Annotated in this window: 20 protein-coding genes; 8 read left to right on the top strand and 12 right to left on the bottom strand. The window is 56.0% G+C overall.

What is annotated here, in order from left to right; genetic code table 11:
* Window positions 1-44 precede the first annotated feature (44 nt).
* From DVA43_RS02305 to bglX, 3 genes are all read right to left on the bottom strand, one after another.
* Entirely contained in the window at window positions 45-1,604 is a 1,560-nt protein-coding gene (locus DVA43_RS02305; protein WP_114314446.1) for an MFS transporter, read from the bottom strand.
* On the bottom strand, window positions 1,601-2,953 hold the full coding sequence (locus tag DVA43_RS02300; protein WP_114314445.1) for a glycoside hydrolase family 28 protein: 1,353 nt from the start codon (window positions 2,951-2,953) through the stop codon (window positions 1,601-1,603). Before DVA43_RS02300 ends, DVA43_RS02305 begins: the two co-directional genes overlap by 4 nt.
* Before the next feature lie 322 nt (window positions 2,954-3,275).
* Window positions 3,276-5,573, bottom strand: a complete 2,298-nt coding sequence (gene bglX, locus DVA43_RS02295) for a beta-glucosidase BglX (protein ID WP_114314444.1) — start codon at window positions 5,571-5,573, stop codon at window positions 3,276-3,278.
* A 189-nt stretch (window positions 5,574-5,762) separates the two neighbouring features.
* Between bglX and dld the strand changes: the two genes are divergently transcribed.
* A complete protein-coding gene (gene dld / locus DVA43_RS02290) occupies window positions 5,763-7,520 on the top strand; it encodes a D-lactate dehydrogenase (protein WP_114314443.1) in 1,758 nt (585 codons plus the stop codon).
* A gap of 103 nt (window positions 7,521-7,623) precedes the next feature.
* Entirely contained in the window at window positions 7,624-8,178 is a 555-nt protein-coding gene (locus tag DVA43_RS02285; protein WP_103825029.1) for a GNAT family N-acetyltransferase, read from the top strand.
* Between the two features lie 77 nt (window positions 8,179-8,255).
* Here the strand turns inward: DVA43_RS02285 and pbpG are convergent, their stop codons facing one another.
* On the bottom strand, window positions 8,256-9,176 hold the full coding sequence (gene pbpG / locus DVA43_RS02280; RefSeq protein WP_114314442.1) for a D-alanyl-D-alanine endopeptidase: 921 nt from the start codon (window positions 9,174-9,176) through the stop codon (window positions 8,256-8,258).
* Window positions 9,177-9,343: 167 nt separating this feature from the next.
* On the bottom strand, window positions 9,344-9,931 hold the full coding sequence (locus tag DVA43_RS02275) for a Yip1 family protein (RefSeq protein ID WP_114314441.1): 588 nt from the start codon (window positions 9,929-9,931) through the stop codon (window positions 9,344-9,346).
* A 149-nt stretch (window positions 9,932-10,080) separates the two neighbouring features.
* On the opposite strand from DVA43_RS02275, the gene DVA43_RS02270 reads away from it, so the two are divergent.
* Window positions 10,081-10,347, top strand: coding sequence for a hypothetical protein (locus DVA43_RS02270; RefSeq protein ID WP_114314440.1), 267 nt, complete (start codon window positions 10,081-10,083; stop codon window positions 10,345-10,347).
* A gap of 24 nt (window positions 10,348-10,371) precedes the next feature.
* Window positions 10,372-10,932: a DedA family protein gene (locus DVA43_RS02265; RefSeq protein WP_114314439.1), complete on the top strand. Its 561-nt coding sequence runs from the start codon at window positions 10,372-10,374 to the stop codon at window positions 10,930-10,932.
* 3 nt (window positions 10,933-10,935) lie between these two features.
* Here DVA43_RS02265 and DVA43_RS02260 read toward each other — a convergent pair whose 3' ends face one another.
* The 3 genes from DVA43_RS02260 to dusC all read right to left on the bottom strand — a co-directional run bounded on the left by DVA43_RS02260 (window position 10,936) and on the right by dusC (window position 14,310).
* Window positions 10,936-11,709, bottom strand: a complete 774-nt coding sequence (locus DVA43_RS02260) for an SDR family oxidoreductase (protein ID WP_114314438.1) — start codon at window positions 11,707-11,709, stop codon at window positions 10,936-10,938.
* Between the two features lie 52 nt (window positions 11,710-11,761).
* Window positions 11,762-13,180, bottom strand: a complete 1,419-nt coding sequence (mdtQ, locus tag DVA43_RS02255; RefSeq protein ID WP_114317056.1) for a multidrug resistance outer membrane protein MdtQ — start codon at window positions 13,178-13,180, stop codon at window positions 11,762-11,764.
* A 197-nt stretch (window positions 13,181-13,377) separates the two neighbouring features.
* On the bottom strand, window positions 13,378-14,310 hold the full coding sequence (gene dusC, locus DVA43_RS02250) for a tRNA dihydrouridine(16) synthase DusC (RefSeq protein WP_114314437.1): 933 nt from the start codon (window positions 14,308-14,310) through the stop codon (window positions 13,378-13,380).
* A gap of 233 nt (window positions 14,311-14,543) precedes the next feature.
* Between dusC and DVA43_RS02245 the strand changes: the two genes are divergently transcribed.
* The 4 genes from DVA43_RS02245 to sanA all read left to right on the top strand — a co-directional run bounded on the left by DVA43_RS02245 (window position 14,544) and on the right by sanA (window position 17,489).
* A complete protein-coding gene (locus tag DVA43_RS02245; protein WP_103825024.1) occupies window positions 14,544-14,942 on the top strand; it encodes a CidA/LrgA family protein in 399 nt (132 codons plus the stop codon).
* Window positions 14,939-15,634 carry a CidB/LrgB family autolysis modulator gene (locus DVA43_RS02240; RefSeq protein ID WP_103825023.1) on the top strand — a complete coding sequence of 232 codons (696 nt, stop codon included), beginning with the start codon at window positions 14,939-14,941 and terminating at the stop codon, window positions 15,632-15,634. Before DVA43_RS02245 ends, DVA43_RS02240 begins: the two co-directional genes overlap by 4 nt.
* Window positions 15,635-15,762: 128 nt before the next feature.
* On the top strand, window positions 15,763-16,647 hold the full coding sequence (gene cdd, locus DVA43_RS02235) for a cytidine deaminase (RefSeq protein WP_103825022.1): 885 nt from the start codon (window positions 15,763-15,765) through the stop codon (window positions 16,645-16,647).
* A 128-nt stretch (window positions 16,648-16,775) separates the two neighbouring features.
* A complete protein-coding gene (gene sanA, locus DVA43_RS02230) occupies window positions 16,776-17,489 on the top strand; it encodes an outer membrane permeability protein SanA (protein WP_103180320.1) in 714 nt (237 codons plus the stop codon).
* 465 nt (window positions 17,490-17,954) lie between these two features.
* Here the strand turns inward: sanA and mglC are convergent, their stop codons facing one another.
* The 4 genes from mglC to galS form a co-directional block, all read right to left on the bottom strand.
* Complete coding sequence (gene mglC, locus DVA43_RS02225) at window positions 17,955-18,965, bottom strand: galactose/methyl galactoside ABC transporter permease MglC (RefSeq protein WP_103180322.1); 1,011 nt, start codon at window positions 18,963-18,965, stop codon at window positions 17,955-17,957.
* A 15-nt stretch (window positions 18,966-18,980) separates the two neighbouring features.
* Window positions 18,981-20,501: a galactose/methyl galactoside ABC transporter ATP-binding protein MglA gene (gene mglA / locus DVA43_RS02220; protein WP_103825020.1), complete on the bottom strand. Its 1,521-nt coding sequence runs from the start codon at window positions 20,499-20,501 to the stop codon at window positions 18,981-18,983.
* A 71-nt stretch (window positions 20,502-20,572) separates the two neighbouring features.
* Complete coding sequence (gene mglB, locus DVA43_RS02215) at window positions 20,573-21,571, bottom strand: galactose/glucose ABC transporter substrate-binding protein MglB (protein WP_103825019.1); 999 nt, start codon at window positions 21,569-21,571, stop codon at window positions 20,573-20,575.
* Between the two features lie 291 nt (window positions 21,572-21,862).
* Window positions 21,863-22,885, bottom strand: coding sequence for an HTH-type transcriptional regulator GalS (gene galS / locus DVA43_RS02210; RefSeq protein ID WP_114314436.1), 1,023 nt, complete (start codon window positions 22,883-22,885; stop codon window positions 21,863-21,865).
* Window positions 22,886-23,007 lie beyond the last annotated feature (122 nt).

The raw sequence follows: 23,007 nt of genomic DNA, 5'->3' as shown, positions 1-23,007 counted from the left end.
CGTCCTGAAAGACCAGGCGCACAGGCCCGGTCAGAATAGGAGGATCAGGCGTTGTTAAATTGCGGGGAGGTCTGTCGCGCAATCATTCGTTTACGGTTGAGATAGCCAACACTATTCTCGCCCCAGCAGTGCTCATACGGCATACCGGTCAGGCTTTCGATAACCGCACGGTTTTCCGCGCTGACGGTCGCCTTGCTGCCCCCCTGCTTCAGTCGTGCCACCTCTTCGTTCAGAATGGCGTGCGTGCGGCTGTTAACGCGGAACTGGAAGGCCGACCAGATCCCCCATACGGTGAGGATCACCGGCAGGACAATCATGATCACCATGATCATATGGATGGCCGACTGCGGCTGCGCGGATTGCCCCGAGACAAAGCCCGACATCTGCAATGCCACGCCGACGAGGAAAATTGACATCGACTGAGAGGCTTTACGCAGCAGGCTCATAAAGCCGGCAAAGATCCCCTCCCGACGCTGACAGGTGAGGATCTCGTCCACATCCGCCACGAAGGTGTAGTTATTCCATGGAATGGCGTAGATCCCGCCGCGCGCCAGGCCAGCAATCGCCGCCCCGGCATACAGCAGCACCATCCCGCCGGTCTGATGGAAGTATGCTGACACCAGCAGGGCAAAGGCCACCAGCGCCATTGAGGCCTGGGTGGCAAAGGCCCGGGACGGGGAGTAACGCAGGGTCAGCCAGGTGGCGATCCCGACGCCAAAGAACTGCAGAGCGTTGATCACGCCGAGCAGGTTAGAGGCCATCACCGACGAGGTCATCAGGGCGAAGACCACGAAGTAGGTAAAGACGGAGTTGAAGATATCCTGCGCCACTGAACCGCCCAGATACATCCCAAGGTGCGATCTGAACGTCTTGATTTTCAGCGTAGAGACAAAATCGTAATAGATTTGGTACGCCCGAGTCGCCAGCGGTACTTTCTTCTCCTCGTCGGCGTGGGCTTCGCTCTGCTGGATCTCCTCCAGCGAACGTTCCCAGGTGCCGAAGTAGACAAAGAAGAGCACAATCATAAAGGAGACGGTAAAGATGGCACCGGTGTAGAAAAACGACGCCGAGGTTTCCGGGCCGAAGTACGCCACCAGACGTCCCGGCAGGAAGGCGGCAGCAAAACCGGCCAGCTGGGCGATGTACATGCGGGCGCTGGTGAGTTTAGAGCGCTTTTTGAAGTCGGAGGTCATCTCTGCCGACAGGGTGTCGTAAGGGATGATGATCATGGTGTAGACAATCTCAAACAGGATGTAGAACAGCAGGTACATCCAGTAGTTAAAGCCCTCCACCCACAGCAGGCTGTAGACCGACACCAGCGGAATGCTGGCCAGCAGGAAGAAGCGGCGACGGCCAAAGCGGCGGCCCAGCGCCGTCTTGTGGAAATTATCGGAAATGTAGCCGATGACCGGACACATGATCACATCGACAATACGCGCCACCGCAAACAGCGAGCCCGCCTGAATCGGTGTCAATCCGCAGAAGGTGGTTAAGAAAAACAGCAGCCAGGCGCTGACAAGCGTGAAGGCACCGGAGCCAATCACATCTGCCAGCCCGTAACAGACATAGTTACGCAGTTTTATTTCTCGCACTTTTTTTATCATTTTCTATTCCCTGTATTCGCCGGGTAAGTTCGGATGCTCTCTTCATCCCAGCCCGCAGGTAACGGCAGCGGACGGGTAATCTGGATGGCGTGCAGCTGTAAACCCTCAACGCCTGCGGCATAGAGCGCGGGCAGTCCGTGCGGATAACGTTCTACGCCGTGGGCGCGCCCCGTTTGCGGGTTGACGAGATAGGCGTTATCCAGTCCCATCCCTGTCGGGCGCGCGGGGTTGCAGGGAGGGCGCACGTCATAGCAGCCCTGCTCGTCGCTGGCGCTCAGGCGCTGAGAGAAGCTCAGCCCGTTGAAGGTGATGTCGTGAATGGCGCCCGGCACGTCGCTGTGCAGGTTGATAGCCCCTTCCCCGCTTCCGCTGAGGCTTAGAAAGGTGACCTGGCTTATTTCGCCCGGCGTGACGTCGGGCGCACGGTGGCGGACGGAGACAAAGACCGGATCGGCTTTTCCCCAGTGGCAGGGATCGCCGTGCCGGCAATCAAAGACAATATTGCTGAACAGCATCTGGCTGAACCGTCCGCCGTCGCGGGAGACCAGGCCGATGGCGCGGTTGGATTCGAAAATGACGCAGTTGCTGACCACCAGGTTGCGGATATCGGCAAAGGTCTCGGTGCCCACTTTGATGGCGCAACTTTTTGAGCGAATGATGCAGTTATTGACCGTGACGTTCTCCATCGGCTGCTGCAACGCTGCGCTTTTGGCGGTGGTCTTCAGGCAGATGCCGTCGTCGGCGGCGCTGAAATAGCTGTCGCTGAGGTGAACGTGCTGGCAGCTGTCGAGATCCAGCGCATCGGTATTGGAGAGCGCCAGATCGTTATCGATGGTGATCTGTTTGATGAAAACATGCCTGCAACTGACCAGGTGCGCGGTCCACATGGGCGCGTCATACAGCGTGATATCGGCGATCCGCACCTGCTCGCACCCTTCCAGCACCAGCAGGCGCGGACGATGGGTTTTCGGCTGACGGTAGCCCTGGGCGTCTGGCGTTGGCGCAAACCAGGCGCTGGCATTGCCGTCGATACAGCCTGGACCGCTCAGGGTCAGATGATGGGCATCACGTGCATAGAGGAGCGCCATCCTTGAAAGCTCGGCCATGCTTTGGGTTTCGCAGGCCTGGTAGTCCGCCTCATGGGGGCTCGCCAGTAGACGCGCACCGGCTTCCAGATGCAGGGTGAAGTTTGACGGTAATACCAGCGTGCCCGTCAGGTAGGTACCCGGCGTGATCACCAGCGTCCCGCCACCAGCCTGAGCGAGGGTCGTAATCAGCCCCTGGAGGAGATCGGTGACGGGAGTCAGGCCGCTGCGGTCGAGAACGACATTTTCTAACGAGAGCTTCATGTTGATACCTGTCAGCTGTTAAGTGACAGGCATTTAACGCCGTTTTATCCCCCCGCTCGCGGGCCGTATTTGGGGATTTTGAGCGAAGAGTGAAGATCGTCACGCCAGAATAAGGCGGTAGAAAGCGCTTTTGATGGGGTTCACGTTTTCTCAGGGGCGGCAAAAATGAAGTGTGAAAATCATCACAAATCACCTGCCAGGAAGGGATAAAAAAGAGGGATTCAGGTCGGTTTCAGGCGGGACTGGAAAAAAATTGCGGGGCCGATCACGAATCAGGTGAGGCGGCCCCGTCTGGATATTGCCCGGCACCGCCGGGCTTTTTTTACAGCAGCTCGAACTCACCCTTGTTTACGCGAGCAGAATCCGTACCGATGAAGACGTTGAATTTGCCTGGCTCAGCGTCATATTTCATCTGCTGATTCCAGAACTTCAGCGCATCCACGTCGATTGGGAAGCTGATGGTCTTCGTTTCACCCGGTTTCAGGTTGACCTTCTCAAAGCCACGCAGCTGTTTCACCGGGCGGCTCATGGAGGCAGTAATATCCTGAACGTACATCTGAACCACCGTCTCCCCTTCACGTTTACCGGTGTTGGTGACATCCACGCTGGCGGTCACCGTGCCATCCGCCTTCATGGTCTGGGCCGACATTTTCACCTCAGAAACCTTAAAGGTGGTGTAGCTCAGGCCATAACCAAACGGATAGAGCGGACCATTGGCTTCGTCAAAGTAGCGCGAGGTGTACTTGTTCGGCTTGTCGGCGTTGTAAGGTCGGCCAGTATTCAGGTGGCTGTAATAGACCGGGATCTGCCCCACCGAGCGCGGGAAGGACATCGGCAGTTTACCCGACGGGTTGTAGTCCCCAAACAGCACGTCGGCAATGGCGTTACCGCCCTCGGTACCGGCGAACCAGGTTTCCAGAATCGCGTCAGCCTGCTGATCTTCTTTCACCAGCGCCAGCGGACGGCCATTCATCAGCACCAGCACCAATGGCTTGCCGGTGGCTTTCAGCGCGGTAATCAGATCGCGCTGGCTTTGCGGCAGGGTGATATCGGTACGGCTCGAGGCTTCATGCGCCATCCCCTGGGCTTCACCCACCACGGCCACTACCACATCAGACTGCTTGGCGGCATTCACCGCTTCGTCAATCATCTCCTGGGCGGAGCGCGGATCGACTTTCACCGCCTCTTCATACTGGTTGAGGAAGGTGACGATGTCTTTATCGTTGGTGACATTGGCCCCTTTGGCGTAAATCACTTTGCCTTTGTCGCCCAGCGCGTCTTTAATGCCCGTCAGCACCGTGACGGACTGATCCGCTACGCCTGCCGCAGACCAACTGCCCATCACGTCGCGTTGGCTGTCGGCCAGCGGGCCCACCACCGCCACGGTGCCGGATTTCTTCAGCGGCAGGGTCTCGAGACGGTTTTTCAGCAGCACCAGGCTCTCACGCGCCACTTCACGCGCCTCTTTACGGTGCAGGCGGCTTTCGGCGTTGGTGTCTACCGGGTCAGACTCTTTTGGCCCCAGGTGGCTGTACGGATCGTTAAACAGCCCCATATCATATTTGACGTTCAGAACGTGGCGCGTGGCGTCGTCCAGCTCCGCCATGGTGACCTTACCGCTCTTCACCAGACCCGGCAGGTACTTGCTGTAATACTCGTCGCTCATGCTCATGTTGATGCCGGACTTCAGCGCTACCCGCACCGCATCTTCCGGATCGGCGGCCGTGCCGTGCTTGATCAGCTCCTTGATCGCCCCATGATCGGAGACAGTGATGCCCTTAAAGCCCCACTGGTCGCGCAGAACTTCTTTCAGCAGCCAGCTGTCGGAGGTGGCTGGCGTGCCGTTCAGGGAGTTCAGGGCCACCATCACCGCGCCGCTGCCAGCATCCAGACCCGCTTTGTACGGCGGCATATAGTCGTTGAACAGGCGCTGCGGGCTCATGTCGACGGTGTTGTACTCTTTGCCGCCCTCCACGGCGCCATAGGCGGCGAAGTGTTTGACGCTGGTCATCACCGAGTAGCGATCCGCCGGGCTTTTGCCCTGCATCGCTTCGACCATGGTTTTACCCATCGTCGCGGTGAGATAAGTATCCTCCCCGAAACCTTCCGAGGCGCGGCCCCAGCGCGGATCGCGGGAGACGTCCACCATCGGCGCCCAGGTCATGTTCAGGCCGTCGTCCGCTGCTTCGTATGCCGACACGCGGCCCACGGTTTTCACCGCTTCGAGGTTAAAGGAGGAGGCCAGGCCGAGAGTAATCGGGAAGACGGTACGCTGGCCGTGAAGCACGTCAAAGGCGAAGAAGAGTGGGATTTTCAGGTGGCTGAGTTCCATCACCTGATCCTGCATTTTGCGGATATCCTGGCGGGTGACGGTGTTGAAAATTGCGCCCACCTGCCCGTTTTTAATCATCTCGCGAATGGCTTCTTTCGGATTATCCGGCCCGACGCTGATGAGGCGCAGCTGGCCGATCTTCTCATCAACCGACATCTTTGTGAGCAGGTCGGTTACAAATGCGTCCCGGGCTTCCGGCGTTAGCGGATGATTGCCAAACAGGTCGTCAGCCAGCGCGGGTTGCAGCGCCAGACTTACAGCTACCCCTACAGAACAGAGCCATTTCATCTCGTTTACTCTCTCATCAATAACCGCCGGATAGTCGCGGCCAGACCGTACGAAAAGCGCAGTGTGCCATAAACCCTCTGAACGTTGCAGGGTTTATTCTCTGATTTTTCTGGTGAATACTGGTTCGCTTAAACATTAATCGCGCTATGATTTTTGACGACGCATTTGAATAACCACAAGGGGTGGACGATGTCTTCTGAACGACTGCACGATAACACCAGTTTCATTAACGAGCTATCACGCCTGGTAGGCCAGGCGCACCTGCTTACTGACGCCGCGAAAACCGCCCGCTACCGCAAGGGCTTTCGCTCCGGACAAGGGGACGCGCTGGCGGTGGTGTTCCCGGGCACGCTGCTGGAGCTGTGGCGGGTGCTCAATGCCTGCGTCGCAGCAGACAAAATTATTCTGATGCAGGCGGCCAATACCGGCCTGACCGAAGGCTCCACGCCGAACGGCAATGATTACGATCGCGACATTGTGATTATCAGCACCCTGCGCCTCGACAAGCTGCATCTGCTGGATAAAGGTGAGCAGGTGCTGGCCTATCCGGGCACCACGCTCTACTCCCTGGAAAAGGCGCTCAAGCCGCTGGGCCGTGAGCCGCACTCGGTGATTGGTTCCTCCTGTATCGGCGCCTCGGTGATCGGCGGGATCTGCAATAACTCTGGCGGATCGCTGGTACAGCGCGGCCCGGCCTATACCGAAATGTCACTCTTCGCCCGCATCGATGAGCAGGGCAAGCTGACGCTGGTGAACCATCTGGGTATCGATTTAGGGGTCACGCCGGAGCAGATCCTCAGCAAGCTGGATGACGACCGCGTGAAAGACAGCGATGTACTGCATGACGGGCGCCACGCTCACGACCATGATTACATCAGCCGGGTGCGTGAAATTGATGCCGACACCCCGGCGCGCTATAACGCCGACCCGGATCGTCTGTTTGAATCCTCCGGCTGTGCCGGCAAGCTGGCGGTCTTTGCCGTACGCCTGGACACCTTCCCGGCCGAGAAACGCCAGCAGGTGTTCTATATCGGCACCAACCAGCCGGAGGTGCTGACCACCATCCGTCGCCACATTCTTGGGGAATTTACCCATCTGCCGGTGGCCGGTGAGTATATGCACCGGGATATTTACGACATCGCCGAACGCTACGGCAAAGACACTTTCCTGATGATCGACAAGCTCGGCACCGACAAGATGCCCTTCTTCTTCACCATGAAGGGGCGCACCGATGCCATGCTGGAGAAAGTGTCGCTGTTTAAGCCCAACTTTACCGACCGCTTTATGCAGAAGCTGGGCAGCGCGTTCCCGGCACACCTGCCGCCGCGGATGAAAAGCTGGCGGGATAAGTACGAACATCACCTGCTGTTGAAGATGGCGGGCGACGGCATTGCCGAAGCGCAGAGCTGGCTGAGCGAATTCTTCAAAACCGCGGAGGGGGATTTCTTCGCCTGCACCCCGGAAGAGGGCAGTAAGGCCTTTTTACACCGCTTTGCCGCCGCTGGCGCCGCGATCCGCTATCAGGCAGTTCACGCTGACGAGGTGGAGGATATTCTGGCGCTGGATATCGCCCTGCGCCGCAACGATACCGAATGGTTCGAAAAACTGCCGCCGGAGATCGACAGCCAGCTGGTGCATAAGCTCTATTACGGCCACTTTATGTGTTACGTCTTCCACCAGGATTACATCGTCAAAAAAGGGGTCGATGCCCACGCCCTGAAGGCGCAAATGCTGGCTCTGCTGAAGGCGCGCGGCGCGCAATATCCGGCGGAACACAATGTCGGTCACATTTACGAAGCACCGGACTCATTAAAACAGTTTTATCGGGCTAATGACCCAACTAACAGTATGAATCCGGGGATTGGTAAAACAACCAAGCATAAAAACTGGCAAGAGCAGCCTGAAACAGCGACTCATAGCCCGCAAGCCACTGATCAAACCAGTTAGCCAGAATGGGCCCGCTGTTAAGCCTGTACAAATCGTACTAGAGTAGCCACGGGTCGCCAGAGAAACGTTTCTCTGGCTTTTTTTGATGAGGAGCGGACATATTATGTCGGCTGTTGAAACTTTCTCCGAAACTGACGTTCAGGTTCGCGATGCAGAGGCGGAGGACGCTCATGCCATCGCCGCCATCTATGCCTGGCACGTCCTTAACGGGCGTGCATCTTTTGAAGAAGTTCCCCCTACCGTTGACGAGATGCGCGAGCGTATACACGCGGTGACCAGCCAGGGGCTGCCGTGGCTGGTGGCGCTCTATCGTGGGATTGTGGTGGGCTTCTGTTACGCCACCCATTATCGCGCGCGCCCCGCCTACCGTTACACCCTTGAAGAGTCGATTTACGTCGAGGCCAGCACCCCCGGACGCGGCTTTGGCAGCGCGCTGCTGAGCGCCCTGATTGCCCGCAGCGAAGAGGGGCCGTGGCGCCAGATGATCGCCGTGGTGGGCGATGGGCCGAACAACGCCGGGTCGTTACGCCTGCATAAAAAGCACGGTTTTGAAGTGGCAGGACAGCTAAGAAGCGTGGGATACAAAAAAGGCGACTGGCGCGATACGCTGATTTTGCAGCGCCCCCTCAACGACGGTGACTGGACGCTGCCGGAGTAAGGTGATATTGCCCGGCGGCGCTACGCTTGCACGGGCCTACGGGTTTTGTAGGCCGGGTAAGCGCAGCGCCACCCGGCTCAATCGTTCTGCGCCGTCGCCATCTGGGCGGCTTTTTGCTTTTTGTAGCTCAGAGCTGCGGCGGGAACCGGGGTGACTTTTCCGGTTTCAATCCAGGTCCGCAGACGGCTGGCGTCGGCAAAGTGGGTATATTTGCCAAAGGCATCCATCACCACCAGCGCTACCGGCTTGCCATTAAAGACCGTACGCATCACCAGACAGTGGCCCGCGGCGTTGGTAAAGCCGGTTTTGGTCAGCTGGATATTCCAGTTATCGCGGTAGACCAGATGGTTGGTGTTACGAAACGGCAGGGTATAGGCCGGATGCGAGAAGGTGGCCATCTCTTCCCGGGTGGTGCTGAGCTGGCCGAGCAGCGGATACTGCTTAGTGGCGATCAGTAACCTCGTCAGATCCTGCGCCGTCGAGACGTTATGAATCGACAGACCGGTTGGCTCCACAAAGCGCGTCTGAACCATCCCCAGCGCCTTCGCTTTCGCATTCATCGCCCGGATAAAGGCGTCATAGCCGCCGGGATAGTGGTGCGCCAGGCTTGCCGCGGCGCGGTTTTCCGAGGACATCAGCGCCAGCAGTAGCATATTTTTACGGCTGATTTCGCTGTTCAGACGCACGCGGGAGTAGATCCCTTTCATCTCTGGCGTATGGCTGATGTCGACGCGCAGTTTTTCATCCAGCGGCAGTCGTGCATCCAGCACCACCATCGCGGTCATTAATTTGGTAATCGACGCGATCGGGCGCACCAGATTCGGGTGGCTGGAATAGATCACTTTGTTGGTATTCAGATCGACGATCATAGCGCTGCCGGAAGCAATCTCCGGCTGTGTCGCCGTAGCCACAGCGGTAGTTTTGGCGATTGCGGGGGTCGCCACTGGCACGGCCAGCAACAGTGCAAGACTCAGTAAAGAAACGCGGAATTTCAGCATGGTGAGATTTCGGATAATTATTCACGCACGTAATAACGTACGCCGCCCGGGCCGAAGCGAGAACACGGGCTGGCTAAGGCATCATAGCCGTCCGGATGCCTTGCTACCAGTAGTTAATCGTGAACAGATGCTGCATTGCTGGCAATTACGCCAGCAATGCAGGGTCGTCAGAAGAGACGATATCCATAACCCCAAAGAATAACCGTCAGCGCCAGTAGCACTTCCAGCAACAGCACGCCGATGGCGAGAGTCGAACCGGAAAAGCTGCGGCCCTCTTCTTTGTTGATATTCAGGAAGGTAGGAATACCGATATAGAGCAGATAACCGGTATAAAAGAGCGCCAGGGTGCCCACCAGCGCGCAGAGCCAGACAATAGGATAGAGCGCCACGATCCCGCTTAAAAACAGCGGGGTTGCTACGTAACCGGCAAACACCATGCAGTGCGCCAGGGAAGGACGCTGCGGATAGCGACGCGCCATCCAGTAAATCACCCGCCCCATTACCGCCACCCCTGCCAGCATCAGGGCATAAAAGACCGCGGCCAGCGCCAGGCCGGTTGTCCACGAAAGTTTTACAATGTTGCCGTCGTCAAAATCCCAGCCAATTTGCGTGGTACCGATGAACGCGCAAATCACCGGTACGGCAGCCATCAGCAACACATGGTGGGTATAGTGATGACTGACCGTTTCGTTTTCGCCTCTGATCACGTGCATTTCACGATCGGGATGGGAAAAGAGTCCCCAGACATGGTTCATAACGCCCCCTTGTTGTCGGCCCGCTAGCGATAACTCAAGTATAATGCAGGCCTGAGATTATTTTTTGTACAGTATAAAAATGCAGCGGCAGGTTTGGGCGTCTGGTATATTACTCCCTGCTAAACAGCAGTTTACGGGAGAGATCTCTGATGGCGGAATTCATTTTTTTCCAGAAAGGAGAGCAAATCGCTGCGCTGGATAAGTCCGACCTGCAGGGTGCAAAAATGCTGGTTGAACAGGGATATAAAAAGCAGTTTGAAGAGGTGACTGCTCCTGACGGCCCGCAGGCGCTGGCGCGCTTTGCCGATATCAAAAAAGAAGAAGAGGTAGCGCCGTTTGCCTGGGCGACAGGTGCCCTGTTTTTTGGTCTGATCGTTCCTGTTTTAGGTTTCATCAGCTGGTTGTTCATGCGTTAACGTTTCCTGCGCTACGCTTAGCGTATGGATATTAATACTTTGATTGCACAGTATGGCTATGCCGCGCTGGTCGTTGGCAGCATAGCGGAAGGGGAAACTATCACTCTGCTAGGGGGTGTGGCGGCGCATCAGGGGCTGCTGCGTTTTCCGCTGGTCGTGGCCGCAGTAGCGCTGGGGGGCATGATCGGCGATCAGCTACTCTATCTGCTTGGCGTCCGGTTTGGTCCGTCGATCCTGCGGCGCTTTTCCCGCCATCAGAAGAAAATCAACCGCGCCCAGCAGCTGATCCAGCGCCACCCTTACCTTTTCGTGATCGGCACCCGCTTTATGTACGGTTTTCGCATCATCGGCCCGCTGCTGATCGGGGCCAGTCGCCTGCCGCCGAAAATTTTCCTGCCGCTGAACATTGTGGGCGCCATCATCTGGGCGCTGATATTCACTACCTTAGGCTACGTGGGCGGTGAAGTGCTGGAGCCCTGGCTGCACGCGCTGGACCAGCACCTGCGCCACTGGATCTGGCTGATTGTGGTGCTGGTGCTGGTTTTCGTGGTGCGCTGGTGGCTGAAACGCCGGGATCGCAGCTAAGGATTACTGCTCCGGTTTAAACTGTGGATTGCCCAGCATAAAGCCGCCATCGACGATAAATGACTGTCCGGTGGCGTAGCTGGCGTCGGTGTCACATAGCCAGGCGACCAGGCTGGCAATCTCTTTGGTATGCCCCGGCCTTGCCAGTGGAATGTTGGGCATGGAGCCGGGCTTCACTTCGCTGTCGTCCATGTCATTCATCGGCGTGGCAATGGCCCCCGGCGCCACGGCGTTCACCAGAATGTTATGGTGAACCAGCTCCATCGCCATCGACTTGGTCAGGCCGCCGAGGGCGTGTTTGGCTGAGGTGTAAGCGCTGGCCTCCGGCAGCGGCGTATGTTCATGCACCGAGGTGATATTGACGATACGTCCCCCCTCCCCCTGCTTTACCATCTGCCGGGCGGCGATCTGCGAACAGAGAAATGCCCCATCCACATCGACGCTAAAAATGGATCGCCACTGGTCATATTCCATCTCAAGAAACGGCGCTTTGGTCATCGCCCCGGCGTTATTGACCAGCACGTCAAGACGGCCAAAACGTTCAATCAACGTCTCGATGGCTTTCGCCCCGTCCGGCAACTGGCTGAGATCCAGATGGATGGCCTCTGCCCGCCGCCCGCGCGCCTCGATCTCGCGGCAGGTTTTCATCGCCCCTTCTTCATCCGAGTGCCAGGTCACGCCAATATCAAACCCACGCTCCGCCAGCATCAGCGCTGTGGTTTTGCCGATCCCCGAATCTGATGCCGTTACAATAGCCACACGATTGGTTGAACCCATACTCACCTCCAGAAAAGAAGACAAAGAAGTAAGTATAGTGACTTCTCATTTTTCACCCGTGCTTATAGCCGCCACCCAGCGCGGAGGTGAGTTGCAGGGTAGCATCGATGTACTGTCCCTGCAGCGTCAGCCCGGCGAGTTGTTCCTGCAGGGCGGGGATTCTGGCTTCGCTGACGCGCGAGCCTGCGATAATCCCGGCGTTGAAACGCGCCTGCGCCAGAGCCACTACCCGAGCCGCATCGGCTTCGACGCGCTGCTGATGTTTATTTTTCTCCATCAGCGTCTCAACGTTGCTTGCGCAGCGGGTCACCTGATTGACCGCCTCCACCACCGCTTTGTTGTAGTGAGCAATCGACAGATTGCTTTGCGCCTGGGCAATATCAAGATTCGCATTCAGGCGACCGCTGTCAAAAATGGGCAGGGTCAGACCGGCAGTGACGCCCATCTGCTGTGCCGAGGAGCGGAACAGATCGCTTAAGTGCAGCGCATCCTGTTGCAGGAAGGCCATCAGGTTCACGTCAGGATAGAAGGCCGCTTTCGCCGCATCCACCTCATGCAGGGAGGCTTCGATATACCAGTGCGCCTCCTGTAAATCTGGGCGACGAGCCAGTAATTCATAGCCCAGGGTCGACGGCAGGTTGCTCTCCACTGTTGGCAAGGCGTGCGGGGTCAGCGTCACCGTTGGGGAGTTGGTAAGCGCCGCCAGACGCGCCTCAATGGCTTTCATTTTGCCCTTCACTTCCGCCAGCCGTTCATCCGTTTTACTGGCGTTAATGTCGGTTTCCACCCCTTCTACAGAAGAGGTGATGCCATGCTGGTACAGCTCCCGGTCGGTACCGATAATATTGAGCTGCTCCTGTTTAATGGCGGCTAAGAGATGCCCGATGGCCGCCTGGGTTTGCCAGTCCCAGTAAAGACGCGCCACGCTGCTGGCAAGCAGTTGACGGGTCTGCTGCAGCTCCGCCTGTTGTGCGTTGACCTTCCCGATGCGGGCTTCAACCTGGGCGCGGTTTTTACCCCACAGATCCAGATCCCAGCCGGCGGTCAGGCCGAAGGTGCCGTTGGTGTACCAGGGGCCGGTGGTTCCAGCCGCCGGATCGGTTATCGCGAAGGGCCCCATCAGCCCTTCGGCTGACATTTTCTGGCGCTCTGCGTCGGCAGAGAAATTAACATCCGGGCCATCGGCAGCCATTGCCATTTTGGCCTGCGCTTCGGCAAGGGCGATGCGCTGACGGGCAAGGGTCATATCCGGCGCATCGGCCAGGGCTTTGGTAATCAGCGTATTTAATTCTGGATCGTGAAAATCTTCCCACCAGCTCTCTTTTGGCCACTCTCCGGCAGCCAGGCCGGTATCAATTTTCGCGGCGGGGATCTGTTGATTCAGCGAGGTTGCGGTATCGTGGCCCGGGGCGCAGGCAACAAGAAGCAGGGAGAGAGGCAAGCAGCAGAAATAAAAAATCGAACGATTCATGACGTTATTCACCAAAAAAAGAAGGGGGGCAAAATACGCCCGCTTCGCCTCCTTTGTTTAGGAATCGGTGGCAATCCACAATTTGTCATACCTTTACATATCCAGTAAAAACCCGGATACGCATCCCGTTTGCACACGTTGACCGTGTCGTTCGGCGCCACAATGCGCGCCGCAAAAACGTGATGCTGACCGTGCTGCTATTTCGCCTGAATCACCCGGGCAATATCCGCCGAGCTTTGCAGAGTACGGATCTCCTGAAACAGCGCCAGGGCTTCGTCATACTCTTTGCGCAGATAGCTTAGCCACTGCTTGATACGCGCCACATGATACAGGCCGGTGTCGCCCTGCTTTTCGAGGCGGGAGTACTTCTTCAGCAGCGTCACCACCTCCGGCCACGGCATACGCGGCTCGTTGTATTTAATCACCCGGCTGAGGTTTGGCACGTTGAGCGCCCCGCGCCCGATCATAATGGCATTGCAGCCGGTCTCCTGCATGCAGGCCAGCGCGCTCTCGCGATCCCAGATTTCGCCGTTGGCCACCACCGGGATAGTCAGCCGCTTGCGTATCTCGCCGATGGCCTGCCAGTTAATGCGCTCGGTTTTGTAACCATCTTCTTTGGTGCGGCCATGAACCACCAGCTCGCTGGCGCCCGCCTGCTGTACCGCATCGGCAATTTCAAACTGCCTGTCGCCGCTGTCCCAACCGAGGCGAACCTTTACCGTCACCGGCAGATGGGAGGGCACCGCCTCGCGCATCGCTTTCGCGCCGCGGTAGATCAGCTCAGGATCTTTCAGCAGCGTGGCGCCACCGCCGCTGCCGTTAACCATTTTTGACGGACAGCCGCAGTTCAGATCCACGCCCCAGGAGCCCAGCTCGACGGCGCGGGCGGCGTTTTCCGCCAGCCACTCGGGATATTGTCCCAGTAGTTGGATCCGCACCAGGGTGCCGGAGGGGGTGCGGCTCTGGTGATGCAGTTCCGGGCAGAGTCTGTAAAACGATTTTACCGGCAACAACATATCCACCACCCGCAGGAACTCGGTGATGCAATGGTCATAATCGTTAACGTCGGTCAGCAGCTCACGCACCAGCGAATCGAGCACGCCTTCCATCGGTGCCAGTAATACACGCATATCAGTATCCGTAAAAAAAGAGGCGCTATGGTATCTGCTCTGTGTAATGGTGGAAAGCCCTGTTTAAGGGCTCATGGAACCGGGCTGATTTATAATGTTTTTACCCTTCTGGCTGGGGGAATGCCCGAGGTTCCGAATGGGAATGTCTGGTATGCTCAAAAGTCATGATGTGATCCGTAGCACGTTTCCGGTTTTAATTGTATGATGAATGCGTTCCATTAAGGGCTTCCACCATGAATAAAACACTGATCGTTATCTGGCAATACCTGCGCGCCTTCATCCTGATTTATGCCTGCCTCTATGCAGGTATCTTTCTCGCCTCCCTGCTGCCGATCACCATTCCCGGCAGTATTATCGGCATGCTGATCCTGTTTGTGCTGCTTGCGCTGCAAATCCTTCCGGCAAACTGGGTCAAGCCAGGCTGCTCGATACTGATCCGCTATATGGCCCTTCTGTTCGTCCCCATCGGTGTGGGCGTGATGCAGTATTACGATCTGCTGAGCGCGCAGTTTGGCCCGATCTTCGTCTCCTGCACCATCAGTACGCTGGTGGTGTTTTTAGTGGTGAGCTGGAGCACCCATCTGGCACATGGGGAGCGTAAAGTGATTGGACAGAAAGGACAGAAAAAATGATGGCTAATATCTGGTGGTCGCTGCCGCTCACCGTGGCAGTCTTCTTCGCCGCACGTAAGCTGGCGGTGCGCCTGAAGTTCCCGCTGCTTAATCCCCTGCTGGTGGCGATGGTCGTGATCATCCCTTTCCTGCTGTTAACCGGCATCCCTTACGATCACTATTTCCAGGGCAGCAAAGTCCTCAACGATCTGCTCCAGCCTGCGGTGGTCGCGCTGGCGTTTCCGCTGTATGAACAGCTGCACCAGATCCGCGCCCGCTGGAAGTCGATTATTACCATCTGCCTGGTGGGTAGCGTGGTGGCGATGATCACCGGCACCTCGGTGGCGTTGCTGATGGGGGCAACACCGGAAATTGCCGCCTCCATTCTGCCTAAATCGGTCACCACCCCGATTGCCATGGCGGTGGGCGGCAGTCTCGGCGGCATCCCGGCGATCAGCGCCGTGTGCGTCATTTATGTCGGTATTCTGGGTGCGGTATTAGGCCATACGCTGCTGAACGCCATGCGCATCCGCACCAAATCTGCCCGTGGTCTGGCGATGGGCACCGCCTCACACGCCCTCGGCACCGCCCGCTGTGCGGAGCTGGATTACCAGGAAGGTGCCTTCAGTTCGCTGGCGCTGGTGATCTGCGGGATTTTGACCTCGCTCATCGCCCCGTTCCTGTTCCCGATCATTCTGGCGGTGGTGGGCTAAAATTTGCGACGCGTCGCGCATTTTTAATCTGATTTTCATAAGTTGCACACATAATGAGATCTAAATCACATATAAAGCCCCAGCGGCTCCGTACACTACCGATCCATTAACCTTTATGAGGCAACGCCATGCATCCACGTTTTCAATCAGCTTTTGCCGAGCTAGCAGAGAATTTGCAGTCAGCCCTGGCCCCGGTTCTGGCGGATGCACACTTCCCCGCCCTGCTGACGGCTGAACAGGTCGCCGCACTGAAACGTGCCACGGATCTGGATGATGACGCACTGGCCTTTGCGCTTCTGCCGCTGGCGGCGGCCTGCGCCCGCGCTGACCTTTCCCATTTCAACGTCGGCGCCATTGCCCGCGGCGTGAGCGGCACCTGGTACTTCGGTGGCAATATGGAGTTTCTCGGCGCCACCATGCAGCAGACCGTGCATGCGGAACAGAGCGCCATCAGCCACGCCTGGCTGCGTGGTGAAAAATCCCTGCAAGCGATCACCGTCAACTACACCCCGTGCGGCCACTGCCGTCAGTTTATGAACGAGCTTAACAGCGGTTTACAGCTGCGCATCAACCTGCCGGGCCGTGCCCAGCATACCCTGGCGGATTACCTGCCGGATGCGTTCGGACCGAAAGATCTTGAGATCAAATCGCTGCTGATGGACGAGCAGGACCACGGTTATGCCGTGAGCGGAGATGAACTGACCCAGGCTGCTATTCTTGCCGCCAATAAAGCACACGCGCCATACAGCAACGCGCCGAGCGGCGTGGCGCTGGAGTGTCGTGACGGGCGAATCTTTACCGGCAGCTATGCCGAGAATGCCGCCTTTAACCCGACGCTGCCGCCGTTACAGGGTGCGCTGAACCTGCTCAGCCTTAACGGTTACGACTACCCGGATATCCAGCGCGCCATTCTGGCGGAAAAAGCCGATGCACCGCTGATCCAGTGGGATGCTACCGCGGCCACGCTGCGTGCACTGGGTTGTAGCAACATTGATCGTGTCCTGCTGGGCTAAGCGTATGATGCGGGCAGCCATGCCCGCACAACTGATGAAAATCCCCTCAATTAAATCGCCCTTTCTTGCGCTTACCAGACGGGTAAAGTAGCCTGAGTGAAATTTCACCTTTGGTAAGAGTCATCTGTATGTTAAAGCGCGTGTTTTACAGCCTGGTTGTCCTGATCGGCATCGTGCTGTTGACTGCGCTGGGCCTCGACCGCTGGATGAGCTGGAAAACGGCTCCTTATATCTTTGATGACCTTCAGGATCTGCCCTACCGGCAGGTCGGCGTGGTGCTGGGCACCGCCAAGTATTACCGCACCGGGGTGATCAACCAGTATTACCGTTACCGCATTCAGGGAGCGCTCAACGCCTATAACAGTGGCAAAGTGAATTATCTGCTGCTGAGCGGTGACAATGCGCTCCAGAGCTATAACGAGCCGGTCACCATGCGTAAGGATTTGATTGCCGCAGGGGTTGATCCAGCCGATATCGTGCTCGACTATGCCGGTTTCAGAACCCTCGATTCGATTGTTCGCACCCGTAAGGTGTTTGATACCAACGATTTCATCATCATCACGCAACGCTTCCACTGCGAACGCGCGCTGTTTATCGCCCTGCATATGGGCATTCAGGCCCAGTGCTATGCCGTCCCGTCACCAAAAGATATGCTCACCGTGCGGGTACGCGAGTTTGGCGCACGCCTGGGGGCGCTGGCGGATCTCTACATCTTTAAACGCGAACCACGCTTCTTAGGCCCGCTGGTGCCAATCCCGACGATGACAGAAGTCCCGGCCGATGCCCAGGGTTATCCGGCGGTCACCCCAGAACAGCTGCTTGAGATGCAGAAGAAGAAGTAACCCCCGCCGGGTGGCGGCTTCGCCTTACCCGGCCTACAAAACCAAGAACCAAAAAACAAAAACCAAAATTCAGCGATGAAGAAATTCAAAGGCAAATAAAAGGCTTACAGCGGCTGTCTGGTCCGGCTGAAAATCGCCGAAGCGTTTCCGGAAGGCCGGGGCGAGGCGCATGGACGCGCCGAGAGGGCATAGCCTGCAGGGATGCAGGCTGGTGCCCGACCCGAAAGCCTGAAGGAATAAGCTGAGGGCATCGCGAAGCGGCGATTTTCTTGCCGGGAGCCGGGATTGTTAAGGGGGCGGCGATAGCCCCCTTAACACGTTCACCGGTGACGCGTTGAACAGAGAAGCAGCGAACGCAAGGTGAACGGAATACCCATAGCCGCCGCATGTTCTCCTTACCTCTCTCCCTCAGTGAGAGGGACATAAAAAAACCCGCACAAGGCGGGTTTTTTATTAGCAGCTATCTTACTTCTTACGCGCGTACTTCAGGGAGTCCAGCGCAACGGCGAAGATAATGATCGCACCCTTGATAATGTACTGCCAGTACGGGTTGACGCCGATATAGGTCAGACCGTAGTTGATAACGGTGAAGATGATCACACCGGTGACCACACCCAGCACGGTACCCACACCACCACTAAACGACACGCCACCCACAACGCACGCGGCAATCGCATCCAGCTCATACATAAAGCCGAGGTTGTTGGTGGCAGAGCCGATACGGCCCGCTTCCAGCAAACCACCGAACGCATAGAACACGCCGGACAGGGCATAGATAACCAACAGGTTCAGCGCCACGTTAACACCAGAGACTTTCGCCGCTTCCGGGTTACCCCCGATAGCAAAGATGTTCTTACCGAAGCGGGTTTTGTTCCACAGCACCCAGACGAACGCCACGGCAATCAGCGCGTAGAAGGTGATGTAGGAGAGGCGGAAACTGCCCATCGCGATAAAGCCCTGCGTAAAGGTCGAGAATCCACTGTCGAAACCGGAAATCGGTGATGCGCCCACAAAGTCGTAGTACAGGGAGTTGATACCGTAAACGATGATCATTGTACCCAGGGTGGTGATAAACGGCGTTACGTTCAGGTACGCAATGATGATGCCGTTAATCAGACCGATGACCGCGCCAATAGCACAGACAATCAGGATCACCAGGAAAATGGGCATGGTTGCCATTTCCGGGAAGACCTTGTTGGCGTTTTCCATCGACTGCAGAAGCGTTGCCGCAACAACCGCCGCCAGACCAACCTGACGGCCAGCTGACAGGTCAGTACCCTGGGTGACAATAAGACCAGCCACGCCGAGGGCGATAATAATACGCACCGAAGACTGGGTCAGAATGTTACTTAAGTTCAGCAGACTTAAGAAAGTCGGATCCTGGAAAATAATAATGGCCAGTAAGACTAAAAGAACAACGTAAATACCGCCTTCTTTCAGATAAGTAAGAAAACTTTTCTTATTTAACGCACTCATGAGGAGCCCCTGATCTTAAAGGTGCAAAGACGCAAGACGCAAAATTTCGTTTTGCGTTGTCGTTTTGGTGTCAACAATTCCGGCAACGAGACCATTGCTCATAACCAGAATACGATCTGTGATCCCTAACAATTCCGGCATTTCGGAAGAAATAATAATAATCCCTTTATCTTTCTTAGCTAATTCAGCAATCAGCTGATAAATTTCAAATTTTGCACCAACGTCGATACCGCGGGTTGGTTCATCCAGCATCAGAATTTCTGGCTGGGTTAACAACCAGCGTCCAATAATAACCTTTTGCTGGTTACCACCGGAAAGCGAGCCAATTTGCGTGCGGTGTCCTGGGGTTTTTACGCGCATGGAGTCAATAACCCACTGGGTATCGCTCTTCATGCGGGAATTATCCAACAAACCGATTTTATTTTTATAATTATGAATATTTGAAATTAAGGAGTTAAAGTTAATATCCAGATAGGCGTAAATACCGGTCGAGCGACGCTCTTCGGTCACCAGCGCAAAACCGTGGTTAATGGCTTCGTTGGCGTTATGGTTATTAATCTTTTTACCGTGGAGAGTGATGGTGCCGCCAGATTTCTCGCGGATGCCAAACAGCGTTTCGACGATATCGGTACGCTTGGCCCCCACCAGACCGGCAATACCGAGGATCTCCCCTTTATGCAGATCGAAGGAGACATCGCGAATGGAAGGCTGACGCAGTGAAGTCAGGTTGCGCACTTCCAGAATCACTTCGCCCGGCTTGTTCTCTTTGTTCGGGAAGCGCTGGTTCAGGGAACGGCCAACCATCATGGCGATGATCTTATCCATGTCCAGCCCTTCCAGCGACTGGGTGGCGATCCACTGCCCGTCGCGAAGCACGGTGATTTCATCACACAGCTGGAAGATCTCTTCCATTTTGTGAGAGATATAAACGATGCCGCAACCGCGCTCTTTCAGTTTACGGATAATGGTGAACAGATGGTTCACCTCTTTCTCCGTTAATGAAGAGGTAGGCTCGTCCATAATCACGATTTTAGCGTTATAGGAGAAGGCCTTGGCGATTTCAATCATCTGCATTTGTGAAACAGACAACGTACCGACGCGCGCACGCGGATCGATATCAATATCCAGTTCATCAAAAATAGCTTTGGTGTCGCGATACATTTTGTCCTGATCGACAAATACGCCTTTGGTCGGATAACGACCCAGCCACATATTGTCCATAACAGAACGCTGAAGTACCAGGTTTAGTTCCTGGTGAACCATCGAAATACCGTTTTCCAGTGCCTCTTTGGCGGAATGGAAATCGATCTCTTTTCCCTGAAAAAGAATGCTGCCAGAATCTTTTTGATAGATCCCAAATAAGCATTTCAATAATGTTGATTTACCCGCACCGTTTTCACCCATTAAGGCGTGAATGGAGTGAGGCCGTACTTTTAAATTAACATTATCCAGTGCTTTAACACCGGGAAAAGACTTGTTGATACCGCTCATTTCCAACAAGTATTCACCGGACGACTGAGTCGTTGTGCTGACCATAATTATACCTTCTCGGCCTCGCGTCGCGTGATAAAAGGGCGCAGAAACTGCGCCCAGTGGAATGCTATAACTTATTTACCGGTGAACTGCGCCAGGTTTTCCTGATCTACACCAACATACGGTACACGAACAACTTTGTTGTCAATTTTCCAGTTAGTACCGTCAGCAGCGCCTTTACCTTCTGCCAGGTTTTTCGCCAGATCGAAGGTGGCTTTCGCCTGGTTGTTGGCATCGTTCAGCACGGTACCGGCCATTGCGCCAGATTTAACCAGTGCCAGCGCTTCTGGCAGGGCATCAACACCAAATACCGGGATAGAGGATTTGTTGTGTGCTTTCAGAGCTTCTACCGCACCCATTGCCATCGCGTCGTTGTTCGCGATAACCACTTCAATTTTGTTCGCGTTCGGGCCGGACAGCCATGCGTCCATCTTGTCTTTCGCCTGAGCGGTATCCCACATTGCGGTATCTAAAGCCAGCTGCTGGGTTTTCAGACCCTTGTCGTTCAGCTCTTTGATAACGTAGGTGGTACGTGCTTCAGCGTCCGGGTGGCCTGGCTCGCCTTTCAGCAGTACGAACTGTACCTGACCATCTTTGTTCAGATCCCAGTTCGGGTTAGCGGCCCAGTGTTTGGCAATCAGGTCGCCCTGAATAATGCCGGATTCTTTGGAGTCGGTACCGACGTAGAAGGCTTTGTCGTAGCTATCCAGCGCTTTGCGGGAAGGTTCTTTGTTGAAGAACACAATCGGCACGTTCTGGCCGCGTGCTTTTTCAATAACGGTGCCTGCTGCTGCCGGGTCAACCAGGTTGATTGCCAGAGCTTTTACGCCTTTCGCCAGCAGAACGTCGATCTGGTCGTTCTGTTTGGACTGGTCATTCTGGGAGTCGTTCATCAGCAGCTGTACGTCTGGTGCGCCAGTACCCTCTTTCTCGATTGCCTTACGCACAACGGACATGAAGTTGTCGTCATACTTATAGATAGTCACACCAATACGGCTATCTGCAGCGTGCGCGGCGGCACCGAAAAGCATGCTTGCCATAACAGCAGACAGAGTCAACACCTTCTTATTCATGATATCTCCGATTTTTATGCAGGGTAGTTCGTGTGAATAAGGCTCGGCGGGCACATGTTAAAGAAACGTTACTGCCGGCCGAAGTCCACTTATAAAATTTCTATCTTCCTTGGTCGGTAACGCTCCAGAATGCGTTTTTTTGGATGTTTAACGAACCTTAGCTATAGCCAAAGTGATTAATCACCGTTACATAGCGTTTCAGTTGCTAAAACGCTGACATCATAGACAGCGCATTGTTAAGTTACTGTGAATTTACTCACAAATTGAAAACGGTTACATCACGGCGAATTATTAGTTAGTGATCGGCACCACAGTTTGCCGAATGGCAACGGAGTGGCGGCGCACTAAAGTTGGCATGAAACAGTGTGTTGCATTCATATCCAGCTTCCCGGCGGCCCCCTGTAACGCCAGCTCCGTGGCCAGCCGGGCCATGGAGGCGATGGGGTAGCGGACTGTGGTCAGCTGCGGGTCCGTGTAACGGGCAATCGGGATATCATCAAAACCAATCAATGACAGATGCTGTGGCACCGCAATGCCATTGTCTTTCAGCGCCGTGAGTGCGCCCGCCGCCATACTGTCGTTGTAGGCAAAGACCGCGGTCAGCTGCAGGTTGCGCCCGAGCAGCTCCACCATGGCCGCTTCCCCACCCTGCATGTCCGGCGCACCGGTGCCGATCCAGCTGTCTGATCCGGTAATACCCTGTTCAAGCAACGCTTTCTGCCAGCCTTCCCGGCGCATATCATCGTCCTCAATGCGGTGGCTGGAGGCCAGATAGCCGATGCGCTGATGCCCGTTGTTCATCAGCATCCGCGTCGCCATCATCGCTCCGCTGACGTTATCGAGGCAGACGCAGCGGTGGGCGTAGCCGGGAACGATGCGGTTAATGAGCACCATGCCGGGGATCTGCTCCATCAGGGCAGAAAGCTCCTCGTCGCTCAGGGCTTTTGAATGCACGATCAGGGCGTTACAGCGCTGGCGAATCAACACCTCAATGGCGTTACGCTCTTTTTCCGCCTCGTGATAGCTGTTGCCGATCAGCACGTTTTTCTGGTGCTCCTGGGCCACCATATCGACGGCTTTTACCAGGGCACCGAAGAAGGCATCTGACACGTCCATCACCACCACGCCGATGGTATCGCTGACCTGGGTCGCCAGCGCCTGGGCGTTCGCATTAGGCCGGTAGCCCAGCGCCGTGACGGCTTTCATCACGCACTCCCGCGTCTCCGGACTGACCAGCGCGCTATTGTTGAGAACCCGGGAAACGGTGGCGACAGAAACGCCCGCCTGACGCGCGACGTCACGAATGGTGATCATATTCACCACCCTTATTTAGATTGCAGCGACTCACAGACACCCCCTGTGTTTAGCAAGGTGTCTATTCTGGCAGCGACAAGGCGAGGACTACGTGAAGAAGGTCACAAGGATGAAAACGGTTA

Origin of the sequence: Leclercia sp. W6 (genome assembly GCF_003336345.1) — a bacterium.
Lineage (GTDB): Bacteria > Pseudomonadota > Gammaproteobacteria > Enterobacterales > Enterobacteriaceae > Enterobacter.
Note: the sequence above shows the minus strand (reverse complement) of the source record. Positions and strands in the feature narration are given on the sequence as shown.